General features: G+C 73.9%; 9 protein-coding genes and 2 pseudogenes. All 11 read right to left on the reverse strand.

Annotated features, from left to right (window positions below; genetic code table 11):
- Window positions 1–61 precede the first annotated feature (61 nt).
- Window positions 62–1,618 (reverse strand): annotated as a pseudogene (gene ettA, locus AB0C69_RS24305) (energy-dependent translational throttle protein EttA); the annotation flags it as partial.
- 47 nt (window positions 1,619–1,665) lie between these two features.
- Complete coding sequence (locus tag AB0C69_RS24310; RefSeq protein ID WP_345175773.1) at window positions 1,666–2,955, reverse strand: GGDEF domain-containing protein; 1,290 nt, start codon at window positions 2,953–2,955, stop codon at window positions 1,666–1,668.
- A 492-nt stretch (window positions 2,956–3,447) separates the two neighbouring features.
- The gene (locus tag AB0C69_RS24315; RefSeq protein WP_360357225.1) at window positions 3,448–3,912 is read right to left on the reverse strand and encodes a single-stranded DNA-binding protein; all 465 of its coding nucleotides are present in this window, start codon (window positions 3,910–3,912) and stop codon (window positions 3,448–3,450) included.
- 84 nt (window positions 3,913–3,996) lie between these two features.
- Window positions 3,997–5,712 (reverse strand): ABC transporter, encoded by a 1,716-nt coding sequence (locus AB0C69_RS24320; RefSeq protein WP_360357228.1) that lies wholly within the window; start codon window positions 5,710–5,712, stop codon window positions 3,997–3,999.
- Window positions 5,709–7,724 (reverse strand): AAA family ATPase, encoded by a 2,016-nt coding sequence (locus AB0C69_RS24325; RefSeq protein ID WP_360357231.1) that lies wholly within the window; start codon window positions 7,722–7,724, stop codon window positions 5,709–5,711. Before AB0C69_RS24325 ends, AB0C69_RS24320 begins: the two co-directional genes overlap by 4 nt.
- Window positions 7,721–8,959 carry a uroporphyrinogen-III C-methyltransferase gene (gene cobA, locus AB0C69_RS24330; RefSeq protein WP_360357234.1) on the reverse strand — a complete coding sequence of 413 codons (1,239 nt, stop codon included), beginning with the start codon at window positions 8,957–8,959 and terminating at the stop codon, window positions 7,721–7,723. The genes AB0C69_RS24325 and cobA overlap by 4 nt, the downstream gene beginning before the upstream one ends.
- Window positions 8,960–9,086: 127 nt before the next feature.
- Window positions 9,087–10,166 carry a nicotinate-nucleotide--dimethylbenzimidazole phosphoribosyltransferase gene (gene cobT / locus AB0C69_RS24335; RefSeq protein ID WP_360357237.1) on the reverse strand — a complete coding sequence of 360 codons (1,080 nt, stop codon included), beginning with the start codon at window positions 10,164–10,166 and terminating at the stop codon, window positions 9,087–9,089.
- 17 nt (window positions 10,167–10,183) lie between these two features.
- On the reverse strand, window positions 10,184–11,209 hold the full coding sequence (gene cobC / locus AB0C69_RS24340) for an Rv2231c family pyridoxal phosphate-dependent protein CobC (protein WP_360357240.1): 1,026 nt from the start codon (window positions 11,207–11,209) through the stop codon (window positions 10,184–10,186).
- Complete coding sequence (locus AB0C69_RS24345; protein WP_345175786.1) at window positions 11,206–11,802, reverse strand: precorrin-8X methylmutase; 597 nt, start codon at window positions 11,800–11,802, stop codon at window positions 11,206–11,208. The genes cobC and AB0C69_RS24345 overlap by 4 nt, the downstream gene beginning before the upstream one ends.
- Window positions 11,799–13,046, reverse strand: coding sequence for a precorrin-6y C5,15-methyltransferase (decarboxylating) subunit CbiE (cbiE, locus tag AB0C69_RS24350; RefSeq protein ID WP_360357243.1), 1,248 nt, complete (start codon window positions 13,044–13,046; stop codon window positions 11,799–11,801). The genes AB0C69_RS24345 and cbiE overlap by 4 nt, the downstream gene beginning before the upstream one ends.
- Before the next feature lie 2 nt (window positions 13,047–13,048).
- Window positions 13,049–13,488 (reverse strand): annotated as a pseudogene (locus AB0C69_RS24355) (hypothetical protein); the annotation flags it as partial.

Below are 13,488 nucleotides of genomic sequence, written 5' to 3' on the forward strand. Positions count from 1 at the left end.
GCCGCGCCCTGCGACAGGCCGCGCGGTCACGCCGGCCACGCTGGCCCCGCGGTCAGATCGAGAACCAGTTCGAGCCCTCCTCCCACGCGAGGATGTGCGTGGCGATGCGGTCGAGGAACCACCGGTCGTGCGAGGTGATCACAGCGCACCCGGGGAACTCCAGGAGGGCGTTCTCCAGGCTGGACAGGGTCTCGGTGTCGAGGTCGTTGGTCGGCTCGTCCAGCAGCAGGACGTTGCCGCCCTGCTTGAGCGTCAGCGCCAGGTTGAGGCGGTTGCGCTCGCCGCCGGACAGGACGCCGGAGGGCTTCTGCTGGTCGGGGCCCTTGAACCCGAACGCCGCGACGTACGCGCGGGACGGCATCTCGACCTGGCCGACGTTGATGTGGTCCAGGCCGTCCGAGACGACCTCCCACACCGTCTTCTTCGGGTCGATGCCGCCGCGGCCCTGGTCGACGTAGGAGATCTTGACGGTCTCGCCGACCCGCAGGTCGCCGGCGTCCGGGTGCTCCTCCCCGACGATCATGCGGAAGAGCGTGGTCTTGCCGACGCCGTTCGGGCCGATGACGCCGACGATGCCGTTCGGGGGCAGGTTGAACGTCAGGCCGTCCATCAGGAGCCGGTCGTCGAAGCCCTTGTTCAGCTTGTCGGCGACGATCACCGTGTTGCCCAGGCGCGGGCCCGGCGGGATCTGGATCTCCTCGAAGTCGAGCTTGCGGTACTTGTCGGCCTCGGCGGCCATCTCCTCGTACCGCTCAAGGCGGGCCTTGCTCTTGGTCTGGCGGGCCTTGGGGTTCGAGCGCACCCACTCCAGCTCGTCCTGGAGGCGCTTCTTGCGCTTGGCGTCCTTGTTGCCCTCGACCTTGAGCCGCTCGGCCTTCTTCTCCAGGTAGACGGAGTAGTTGCCCTCGTAGGGGTAGCAGCGGCCGCGGTCGAGCTCCAGGATCCAGGTCGCCACGTTGTCGAGGAAGTACCGGTCGTGCGTGACGGCCAGGACGGTGCCCTCGTACTTGGCGAGGAACTGCTCCAGCCACTGGACGCTCTCGGCGTCCAGGTGGTTGGTGGGCTCGTCCAGCAGCAGCAGGTCGGGCGCCTCCAGCAGCAGCTTGCACAGCGCGACGCGCCGGCGCTCGCCACCCGACAGCTTCGACACCTCGGCGTCGCCGGGCGGGCAGCGCAGCGCGTCCATCGCCTGGTCGAGCTGGCTGTCGAGGTCCCAGGCGTTGCGATGGTCGAGCTGCTCCTGCAGCTTGCCCATCTCCTCCATCAGCGCGTCGGAGTAGTCCGTCGCCATCAGCTCGGCGATCTCGTTGAACCGGTCGAGCATCGCCTTGGTCTCGGCGACGCCCTCCTGGACGTTCCCGAGGACGTCCTTCTCCTCGTTCAGGGGCGGCTCCTGCTGCAGCATGCCCACGCTGAAACCGGGCATGAGGCGCGCGTCGCCGTTCGAGGGCTGTTCCAGACCGGCCATCATGCGCAGCAGCGTCGACTTGCCGGTGCCGTTGGGTCCCAGGACCCCGATCTTCGCACCCGGAAGGAAATGCAGGGTGACGTCGTCAAGGACGACCTTGTCGCCATGTGCCTTGCGCACACGCTGCATCGTGTAGATGTACTCGGCCATATCGTCAAGACTAGGGGGTCCTGGAACCTGTTTTTCGCGTTGCCGCCTCAGTTGCCGGACGGCCTGGGGCCTTCCAGCGCGGGAAGGCACACCCGGTCGCGCCCCGAGGACTTCGCCCGGTAGAGCGCCAGGTCGGCCGCCGTCATGAGTTCCAGGAGGTCCTGGCCATGGGTGCGGAACAGCGACACCCCCACGGAGACGGTGACGGTGACGGTGCCCTCCTCGGCCGGGACGGCGAGGCGGCGCACCCGTCCGCGGAGGCGTTCGGCGACGCGGCAGGCCTCCACGGTGTCGGCGCCCGGCAGCAGGACGACGAACTCCTCGCCCCCGAAGCGGCCCACCACGTCGTAGTCGCGCAGCTGGTGGCACAGGGTGCTCGCCACCCCCACCAGCACCTGGTCGCCGACCAGGTGGCCGTGGGTGTCGTTGACGCGCTTGAAATGGTCGATGTCGATCAGGAGGAGCGCGACGGCGTCGTGGGTGCGCTGGGCCCGGGAGAGCTCGGTGTCGGCCTCGCGCTGCCACGCGGCGGCGTTGAGCAGGCCCGTCTTGGCGTCGGTGCGCGCGGCCGCCTGGAGCTGCTGGTGCATCAGGCTGCGCTGCAGGAGCATCACCGGCGGAAGGGCCAGCAGGAGCAGGCCCAGCGACAGGGCGCTCGTGATCGCCACCAGGATGCCGACGCAGAGCTCCACCGTGTCGAGCAGGAGGCTCTCGCGCGTCCACAGGACGTCCCGCCACCGGCTCTCGGGATCGGCGGCATGCGCGGCGACCGCGACGATCGCCGCGTTCACCACCGTGAACAGCGCCGCGCAGCCGACGGCCGCCGGGATGCCCGGGTAGCTCTCGACGACCCACTGCGGCGCCCCCTGCAGCGGGTCGGCCACCACCCGGTGGAACACCACCGACGCGCACGCCCCGGCGATCCCGAGCGCGGCGGCGACGACCGCCCGCCGGTAGATCAGCGTCCGCCGGACGCGGAACTGCAGCAGCGCCTGCATCGGCACCGGGACCAGCAGCGCGTACACCGGCGGCAGCAGCAGCGCGACCGGCAGCCACCAGGCCGACAGCAGGTCGCGCGCGACCCCCGCCGGCATCCCCAGCCTCCGCGTCGCCTCGATGCACACGGCGCCGCACGCCAGCAGCGCCCCGAAGGTCATCAGATCGTCGCCCCGGAACGGGGTCTCGACCAGCCCCGCGACGATCAGCCCCAGGTGGACGGCGACGACCACCGGCACGTAGACCGCGAGCAGGGACCGACGCCCAAGTCGCGCCCTGCGCCTCGGCCTGCGGACCAGCTCCCCACCACGGTCCTCGGCGGACGACTGCACTGCCGTCATCCTTCCCCCTTACGCGCATCACGTTGTGTAACACGATAGTTGCAACGTGTGCGGAACGGGCGTGAAACAGGTACGTTCGGGAACGCACATGCGGGTGACCGTTCTGATCACCGGTATCCGGGCCCGCTGATCCGCGGAGCCCGACCATCCTGAGGGGGACCACCATGCGCGGCGTTTCCTGGATCTGACCAGCAAGCAGCCACCCAAAACGCCGGGGGCGCGCGCTCACCGCTCCCACGGCCCACATCCCCCCACCGAACACTCTCGCCTCACCTCCAACTCCCACACCCGGCTCACGCCCCGGCCCCAGCCGGGCCGCCCCGAGCACTGGCCGCACCTGGCCGCCACCCAGCCACCCCAAAACAGCGGGAGCAAGGAGCCAAAAACCCACCACCCCACACCAAAGCCCGAACCGCGCGTCGCCGCTTCTTTGACAGCCGGGCGGCGTTCGGGGTGCCGAGTGGGGCGGGTGGGTTCTCTCGGTGGGCGGGGTTAGGCGGCTTTGGGTTCGTCTTCTTCTGTGGGGGTGGTCAGGGCCCATTGGTCGGCGGTGTCGCGGGCCAGTTGGCGGTCTTCGTCGGTCAGGGGGCCGGTGCGTTGGGCGGGGCGGTAGTCGACGGTGCCGCGGGTCAGGTCGGGGCCCAGGGTCGTGGCCTCGACCTCGGCGGAGAAGCGCCACTGGTCGTCGCGTTCGTACTGGCGGATGCGCAGGCGGCCGGTGACCAGGATCGGCGTGCCGCGCTGGAGGTCGGACGCGTTGACGTTGTCGGCCAGGCCGCGCCAGCAGTTGACCGTGACGTACAGGGAATCGTCGTCCTGCCATTGGCCGGTCTGCCGGTCGAAGCGGCGGGGCGTGCAGCCCACCCGCAGCGACAGGAAGGGGTGGCCGTTGGCCGTCACGGCGTAGCGGGGCTCGGCCGCTACCCAGCCGGTGATGGTGACGTGCGCCTCGTTCATCGCGTCCTCCGTTGTCTCGCGTACGAGGACAACGGTGGCTCAGACGCGCAGGGCGGCGCCCGTGGTCGCGGAACTGTGGATAACTCAGCCGCGGCCGAGGGCGACGTCGACGTCCCGGCGGAAGCGGGCGTAGACCTCCAGGTCCTCCTCGATGGGGACGATCACCTTCTCGCGGGCGACGCGCTCGATGCCCTGGCGCATGTGCTGCTCCATCTTCTCGCCGTGCCTGGCGGACGACAGCGCGACCATGTTGCGGCACGCGGACGCGGTGAGCCAGCCCATGCCGAGCGTGCAGGCGACCAGGATGGCGACGTAGGGGATCAGGCCCGCCTGGCCGATGAGGCCGTCCGGGTCGTCGCCGCCGAGGTCGAGCAGGCCGTAGGCGACGAGGAAGCCGATCCACACGACGCTGAGGGCGGCGACCAGGACGAGGAAGTACTGCCAGGTCTTGACCAGCCACCACCAGCGCGGCACCACGTTGAACGTGGGCAGGGCCTCCTTGAGGGACTCGCCGAGCGCCTCGGGGATCTCGGCGGCGTGGGAGCGGGCCGCGGCGCGGACGGAGCGGCCCCAGTGCGGCGGAAGCTCGGCGGTGACGCCCTCGGCGACGTTCTGGAGGGCGTTGTCCACGTCGCCCTGCTGGGCGCCGATCGGCCCGGTGAAGGCGTTGCGCAGTTCCTCGCGGAGCTCGGTGAGGCGCATCCGGCGCAGCGGGTCCGAGCGCAGCCGGGTGACCATGGCGGTGACGGGCCAGCCGATGAAGTCGGCGGCGCGCAGCTCGTAGGCGCTCTCCATGGCCTCGGCGACGGCGGGCGCGCCCGCGGCGTCGGTGAGGGACTGCAGGAGCTCGGCCTTGCGGCCGTCGTCGACCGTGACGGGCGGTTCGGCGTCGAAGCGGTAGGCGGTGAACCGCTCGGCGGCGCGGTCGACGTCGGCCGTCAGCCGCTCGGTGCGGGCGCGGCGGGCGGCGACGGTCTCGACGAGGGTGTCGCGGAAGCCGTGCACGCCGTCCTCGGCGACCGCGGAGGTGGTGACGATCCGCGGGTCGGCGAGCCCCTCGGCCTCCAGCAGGCGGCGCAGGTCGGCGACGCAGTCGTCGATCTCGTGGGGGGCGAGCCGGTCGACCTGGTTGAGGACGATCAGGGTGACGCCGGCGTGCCGGGCGAACGGGACGATGTAGTTGCGGTGCAGGGCGGCGTCGGCGTACTTCTGCGGGTCGACGACCCAGACCAGCAGGTCGGCGATGGTGACGAACCGGTCGACCTCGGCGCGGTGCATCGCCTGGATCGAGTCGTGGTCGGGCAGGTCGATCAGGACGAGGCCCTGCAGGGTGGCTTCGGCGCGCTCCAGGTCGAGGGCGCTGGCGCGGGCGTAGCGGTGGCGCTTGTCGACGTCGAGCCAGTCGAGGAGGGGGCCCGCGCCGTCCAGCCCCCAGACGCAGGCGTGGGCCTTCGACGTCATCGGGCGGCGCATCCCGGTGGGCGACAGTTCGAGCCCGCAGATGGCGTTGAACAGGGAGGACTTGCCGCTGCCCGTGCCGCCCGCGAGGGTGACGACGGTGTGGTCGCCCGACAGCCGCAGCCGCTGGCCGGCGCGCCGCAGCAGCGCTCCGGCGTCGTCCAGGACGGGCTGGTCGAGCCGTCCGAGGCCGGCCTGGACGAGCCGGTCGAGCCCGTCGAGGCGCTCGACGAGTCCGGGTGGGCCGGCGGGCTCGGCGGGGGGAGCGGCTTCGGGCATGCCGGGGAGCGGGGTCTCGCCGGTTCCCGCCGTGGAGTTCGCGGGGATGGCCGAGGTGGTCATCGGGCAACCTCGAGGTTGTAGGTGGCCTGGTACAGCTGGACGGGGACGGTCTCGTCGGGGATGCCGGCGGAGTCGAGCACCTGCCCGAAGCGGATGGCCTCCTCGTCGAACAGCATCCCGATGCGGCTGCGCAGGTCGGCGCGGGCCTTGGCGCCCATGCCGCGCAGGGACTCGGCGCCGAACAGGGCCTTCAGCAGCCGCTGCGGGACGGCGCTGTTGCCGCCCTCCACGGCCACGTCGGACGTCCCGTACCCGAGCAGGCCGATCGTCAGGACGAGCGAGACCGCCTCGGTGTCGAACGAGACCAGCTTCGCGACGGAGCGCTTGGTGACGCCCTGGGTGCGGATCAGCTCCTGGACGTGGTCCTGCCAGGCGCTGACGGCCCGGGTGACGCGCCGCGACAGCTCCGGGGAGACGTGCCCGAGGCCGGCGTCGGCGCCGGCGAGCACCTGGGCGCCCGCCGGGTGCTCGCGCCAGCGGGCCATGACCTGCTCCGCGCCGTGCTCGGCGGACGCCATGATGAGCGATTCGAGGCCGCTGCGCAGCGCCGCCTTGAGGGCGCGCACGCGGGCCGGGCTGCGGTGGCGGCGGCTGGCGGCGCGGCCGCGCCGGGACCGCTGGACGTGCAGGGCGCGCAGCAGGTCGCCGGTGCCGGCGAAGTCCTGCCAGCGGGCCAGCACCTCGCCGCGCAGCAGCGAGCCGTTGCGGGTGGCCTCGTCCAGCTCGGCGAGGGCGGTGCCGTACCCGGCCTCGACCTCCCTGGCCAGCTCGGTGCGCCGCTCGACCTGCGCCTCGACCTGCCGGGCGAGCTCGGGGACGCGGGTGCGGAAGCTGTCCAGGACGGCGGCGAGGGTGTCGCTGACGACGATCTCGCGGTCCTCGGCGTCCTCGGCGACGCCGGTCAGCCAGTCGCGGATGTCCTCGACGGTCTCCTCGGGGAGGCGGCTCTCCTCGATCCGGGTCTCGGGGATGGTGAAGCGGCGCGCGTCGCCGACCTCGTGCTCGTCCAGCATCTCGGCGAAGTGCTCGACGATCTCGCCGCCGCCGGCGCCCGCGCCCTGCGGGACGCGCGACAGCACGACGCCGATCGTGGCGCCGTTCTCCTTGGCGCGCTGGAGCATCTGCCAGACCTGGGCGTCGGCGTAGCGGGCGGCGGTGGTGACGCACAGCCACAGGTCGGCGGCGGCCATCAGCTTGGTCGCGAACTCGTAGTGGTCTTCGAAGACGGAGTCGAAGTCGGGGCTGTCGAGGAGGGCGAGGCCGGGCGGCAGGACGTCGCTGGCGATGATGACCAGCTGGTCGCCCGCGATGGCGTCGGGCGCGGGGCCGCGGACCCGTCCCATGCCGGGCAGCATCGGCCCCTCCATGAACCACCGGACGTGGTCGGGGTGGCAGACGAGGATCGGGCTGCTGGTGGTGGGGCGCAGCACGCCGGTCGCGCTGACGCGGGCGCCGACGAGCGTGTTGACCAGGGTGGACTTGCCCGCGCCCGTGGAGCCGCCGAGCACCACGAGCATGGGGGCGCCGGACGCCTGGACGCGCGGCAGGACGTAGTCGACGAGCTGGGCGCGCAGTTCGTCGCGGGCCTCGCGGGCCTGTTCGACGCCGGGGACGTCCAGCAGGAGGTCGAACGCGCCCAGCTGTTCGCGCAGCGCGGTCAGGGCGCGGACCAGTTCGGCGCGGTTGACGGTCGCCCCGGCCTTGGGGGCGCGGCGCCGTCCGCGCCTGGGCCTGGCCTCGGCCTTCTCGCCGCTTCCGGCCTCGTCGTCGGCGGCCTCGCCTTCGGGCGCCGCGTCGTCGTCGGCAGCGCCCTTCTCGGAGGTCTGCTCCCCGGCCGCCGCGCCGGGGTCTTCCGGGTCCTTCCCGGACGCGTCCTCGTCGCCCGTGGTCTCGCCGGACGCCGTGGTCTCGCCGGACGCCGCGGCCTCGTCGGGGGCGGGCTCGCCGGCCCAGCCCGAGCCGGCGCCGGCCTCCTCGTCGTGGACCGTGCTCTGCTCTGCGGGGGGTGTCACGGATCCCGTCCCAAGTCCGCTCGAATCATGTCGATCTCTCGTGCCACGTTGACCACGTCGCCCACGACCACGATCGCCGGGGGCCGGACATCTCCGGCGGCCATCTCGTCGGCCACCGTGCCCAGCGTCGCCGTCAGCGCCCGCTGGCCGGGAAGGGTGCCGTCCTGCACCACGGCCACCGGCGTTCCGGACGACCGACCATAGCGCATGAGGGCCGCCGCGATGAGCGCCATCCGCTCCACCGCCATGAGCAGGACGATCGTGCCGTTCGCGCGGGCCAGCGCCTCCCAGTCGACGGTCGAGTCGGGGTGCCCGGGAGGGACGTGCGCGGAGACGACGTGGAACTCCTGCGCGACGCCCCGGTGGGTGACCGGGATGCCCGCGGCCGACGGAACGGCGACCGCGCTGGTGATGCCGGGGACGACCGTGACGGGGACGCCGTGGCGGGCGCAGTACAGGGCCTCCTCGCCGCCGCGCCCGAACACGAACGGGTCGCCGCCCTTGAGCCGGACGACGAAGCGGCCCCGCCGCGCGTGCTCGACCAGGGACTCGTTGATGCGGTCCTGGGTGACCGTCCGGCCGTAGGGGATCTTGGCGGCGTCGACGACCTCGACGTCGGCGGCGAGCTCGTCCAGCAGCCCGCCGGGGGCGAGGCGGTCGGCGACGACGACGTCGGCCATGGCGAGCAGCTGCCGCCCGCGCACGGTGATCAGGCCCGGGTCGCCCGGGCCCCCGCCGACGAGCGCGACGCCCGCGGGCTTGCTCCGGGAGTGCCGGGACTCCAGGGCGCCGTCGCGCAGGCCCTCCACCACCGCGTCGCGGATGCCGGCGGCGCGGCGCGGGTCGCCGCCGAGCAGCACCCCGACGGTGGCGTCGCCCGCGTGCCCGCTGGCGGGCGTCCAGGCCGGGGAGGACTCGGCGTCGTCGGCCCGGACGGACCAGATGCGCGCGGCGTCGGCCTCCGCCACCACGTCGCCGTTGACCTTGGCGTCGTCGGTGACGGCCTGCACCAGCCAGGCGCCCGCGCAGTCGCCGCGCCGGTAGCCCCGCCGGTGCCAGGTGATCCGGCCGCGCTCGGCGAGGCCCTCCAGGGTGGCGGTGACCGCGGGGGACACGAGGACCACCTCGGCGCCCGCGTCCAGCAGGGCGGGCACGCGGCGCTGGGCGACCCGCCCTCCGCCGACGACGAGGACGCGTCGCCCGCCGAGTCGCAGGCCTAGCAGGTACGGGGGCACGGTGGATCTCTCGGACGCGGGTGGCGGACGCTCTCTTTGTGGAACAAAGGTACTCGGCTCGGGGAGTCCGTGGAGAGGGGCCTCGCCCGTTCGATAGCCGAGCGTGACTTCTTCCGTGATCGCGTCGTTACGGCCGCCCGGCGCCCTTCTCGCTCACCCCGGCGGAGTCGAACGTGGCGACCTCGCGCAGGACCCGCGCCGCGCCCTGGACCAGTGGCAGCGCCAGGAGGGCGCCGGTCCCCTCGCCGAGCCGCAGCTCCAGGTCGACCAGCGGCCGCAGGCCGAGGAACTCGACGGCGGCGCCGTGGCCGGGCTCGGCGGAGCGGTGCCCGGCGACGCACGCGCCGAGGGCGTCCGGGCACAGCGCGGCGGCGGCCAGGGCGGCCGCTCCGGCGATCACGCCGTCGAGGACGACGGGGACGCGCAGGGCCGCCGCGCCGAGGACGAACCCGGCGATCGCCGCGTGCTCCAGCCCGCCGACCGCCGCGAGGACCTCCATCGGCGGCCTGCCGTGCCCTTCCCGCAGGCCGTGCCGGTCGAGGGCGGCGCGCACCACCTCGACCTTGTGGGCGTGGGTGGCGTCGTCGATGCCGGTCCCCCGGCCGGTGACCCGCTCGGGCGGCAGGCCGGTGAACGCGGCGATCAGCGCGGCGGACGCGGTGGTGTTGGCGATCCCCATGTCGCCGGTGAGCAGGCACCGGGCGCCCTGCCCGTGGAGGTCACGGGCGATCTCGATGCCCGTCTCGACGGCGCGCCGGGCCTGCCCGGCGGTCATCGCGGGCCCGGCCGTCATGTCGGCGGTGCCCGGCGCGATCTTGCGGCGGAGCAGGCCGGGGGCCTCCTCCAGCTCGGCGGCGACGCCGATGTCGACGACCGTGACGGCGGCGCCGACCTGGGCGGCGAACGCGTTGACGACGGCGCCGCCCGCCAGGAAGTTGGCCACCATCTGCGCCGTGACCTCCTGCGGCCACGGGGTGACGCCCTGGGCGTGGACGCCGTGGTCGGCGGCGAACACGGCGACGGCGGCGGGCTCGGGCAGGGGCGGCGGGCACTGCCCGGCCAGCCCGGCGAGGCGGACCGACACCTCTTCAAGGACGCCGAGGGACCCGGGCGGCTTGGTGAGCCGGGCTTGCAGGTCGCGGGCGTCCCGTACGGCCGTCTCGTCCAGGGGGGCGATGGAGGCGACGGTCTCCTCGATCAGGTTCATGGTGTCCTTTCGGGGGGTCAGATGCCCAGCTCGCCGAGCACGTCCAGGAGCCGGTCATTGGACGGACGGTCGCGCACGGCGATCCGCAGCCAGTCTGGGCCGAGCCCTGGGAAGGTGTCTCCGCGCCTGACGGCGTAGCCGCGCTGCCTGAGCAGGGCCCTGATGCCCAGGGCATCCGGCAGGCGGACGCACACGAACGACGCGCGCGCTTCCGGCACGACGTACAGGCCGCGTGCCGACAGCAACGCGGCCAGCCGGTCGCGTTCGGCGGCGAGCTCGACGGCCCACGCCTCGCCCTCGGCGACGGCCTCGGGGGTGGAGCACGCCTCGACGGCGGCGAGCGCGGGCGTGGACACCGCCCACAGCGGCTGCGCCTCCGCCAGCCGTCCGATCAGGTGGGGGTCGGCCAGGACGTACCCGGCGCGGAGCCCCGCGAGCCCCCACGTCTTGGTCAGGGAGCGGATCACCACCACTCCGGGGGGCAACCGGGCGGCGAGGCTCTCCGGTTCCCCCGGGACGCAGTCCATGAACGCCTCATCGACCACGACCGTCCGTCCGGGGGCGGCCAGGGCGGCGAGCGCGGCGGCCGGGTGCAGGACCGAGGTCGGGTTGGTCGGATTGCCGATCACGACGAGGTCGGCGCCGTCCGGGACCGCCCGCGGGCCGAGGGTGAAGTCGCCCTCCAGGATCACCCGCTCCACCTCGTGCCCGGCGGCCCGCAGCGCCGCCTCCGGCTCGGTGAACTGGGGGTGCACCACCACGGCGCGGCGGGGGGCGAGCACCCGGGCGAGCAGCACGAACGCCTCCGCGGCCCCGGCGGTGAGCAGCACCTCCTCGACGGACCTGCCGTGCCGTGCGGCGACCGCCTTGCGGGCCGGGCGGGGGTCGGGGTAGGCGGCGAGGTCGTCGACGGACGCGCGGATCCGCTCGGCCAGCCACGCGGGGGGCGTGCCGGTGCGGACGTTCACGGCGAAGTCGGCGAGGCCGTCGCCGACCTCGGTGTCGCCGTGGTGGCGCAGGTCGATCTCGGCGGGCCCGGTCACGGCCGCTCCGCCTCGTGGTAGAGCAGCGCGTTGACGGCGGCGGCCGCGACCGCCGACCCGCCCTTCTCCGAGACGTTGCTGAGCTGCGGCAGCCCGCTCGCGCGCAGGGCCTCCTTGGCCTCGCAGGCGCCGACGAATCCGACCGGCATCCCGATCACCAGGGCGGGGCTCACCCGGCGGGCGATGATCTCGAAGACGGCCTCGGGCGCGGAGCCGACCACCCAGACCGCCCCCGGCCCCACCTCCGAGTACGACAGCCGGACGGCCGCGGCCGACCGGGTGATGCCGGCGGCGCGCGCCATCCGGGCGGCGGCCGGGTCGGCGGCGTGGCAGACCGCCTCGCGGGCGCTGATCCCGGCGGCGGCCATGCCCTCGTCGGTGACGATCGGCGCCCCGGCGCGCAGCGCGGCCCAGCCCTGGGCGAGGGACTCCTCGGTGGTCACCAGGTCCACCGCGTACTCCAGGTCGGCGGTGGCGTGGATGACCCGCTCGGCCACCGCCCGCCACAGCGGCGGCATCGGGGACAGGTCGACGCGGGACCGGAGGACCTCATACGAGCGCACCTCGATCGGGTGGGGCCGGCGGACGGTCAACTGCGCTCCTCCACAACTCCGGGCAACGCGGGGATGGTCTCGACGGGGCGGCCCGTCCGGGACGGCCGCTCCGCGGGGGTGCGGGCGTCGCGCTCGCCCCAGACGACGATCACTGGCTCCGGGGCCTCGCCCCGCGGGGTCAGCGGGGCGGCCTGGAGCCGGACGGCGTCGGCGGCGAAGCCCTGCCCGCCCAATTCGTCCAGTATGGCCTGAGCCTCGCCGGCCGTGGCGAGCACGACGATCCGGGACGGCCGGAGCCCCGCGCAGACCCGCACGGCCTCCGGCCCGCCGCGGCCGAGGAAGACGGCGTCGGGCCGCGGAAGGTGCTCGGCGCTGGACCGGACGTCGCCCGACGCCATCGCGACCTTGACCCCGTGCAGGCGGACGTTCTCCCGCACCCGGGCGCACGCGGAGTGGTCGCGGTCGACGGCGACGACGGCGGCGCCGAAGCGGGCGCACTCGATGCCGACCGAGCCGTCGCCGGACTCCACGTCCCACACCATGTCGCCCACCCTCGGGCCGAGCTTGGCCAGGACGAAGGCGCGGACGTCGGGGCGCGGGCCGGGTCCGTCGCCGAAGGCCTCCGCCGGGAGCGCCCATCCGGCGGGGGCGGGCAGGGGCCCGGACACCCAGCTCGCTTCTCCCAGCGCGTGGCGGTTGTCCAGGACGAGCACGACCTCGGGGTCGTTCCACGGGCGGGTGGTCGCCTCCGCCGGACGGACGTAGACGATCCGCTCCTTGGGTCCGCCCAGGTCTTCGCAGACCACGAACGAGCGCGGCGTGACGGGGAACAGCGCCCGCGCCAGTTCGGACGGTCCTGCCCCCGGCTCCGTCAGGACGGCCACTTTCGGGTGGGCGCGGCATGCGTTGACGGCCTGTCTCAGGTGCCCGTCCTTGGCGGAGACGACCAGAGCGTCGTCCCAGGGCAGTCCTGCTTGGGCGAAAGCCCGCGCCACCAGGGTCGTCGCGGGGAACGTCTCTGGCGCGTGGCCCTGTTCGAGCAGTTCGCGGACGACTCCGAAGTAGCCGGGGTCGCCGTTCACGACGAGGACGACGTCCTCCTTGGAGACATCGACGCCTTCCAGTGCCTCGGCGAACTCCGTGGTGGCGACCGTGCGCGCGTCCGTCGCCATGGGCAGCCCGTCCAGGTGAGCTGGGGCTCCTATGACCAGCGTGGCACTTTCCAGGGCCGCCTTAGCCTCCTCTGAGAGGGGCGTTCCGTCGCGGCCGACGACCGTCAGCATCGCTATCGGGCCATCCGCCCGTACATGCCGACCATGCGCTCCCCCGCCGCGTCCAGGAGCACCACCTGGGCCGCGACCGGGCTGGCCGCGGCCCCCGACGCCTCGGCGGCGAGGCGTTCGAGGCCCCCGGCCGTCCTGCGGCACAGCTCGCGGCCGCAGGGGCCGAGCTTGCCCGCGGCGTCCCACAGCCCGTAGACGTCCCGGACGGCCGGGGCCTGCGCCACCCGGCCGGCCAGGGCGGGACCGCAGTCCATGTCCAGCGTGATCGATTCCAGCAGGCCCGCGGCGCCGCCGAGGAAGGCGGCCTGGTCCTCCATGCGGGCGACCAGGACGACCTGTGCGAGCCCGTCCTCGACCGCCTCCCGCAGCCGGTCGGCGGCGATCGGGCCGAAGCACCCGTCCGGCAGGTTCGGCAGCATCCGGCGCGCGGCCTCCCGCGCGC

Origin of the sequence: Actinomadura sp. NPDC048032 (genome assembly GCF_040653175.1) — a bacterium.
Taxonomy (GTDB): Bacteria; Actinomycetota; Actinomycetes; order Streptosporangiales; family Streptosporangiaceae; genus Spirillospora; species Spirillospora verrucosospora.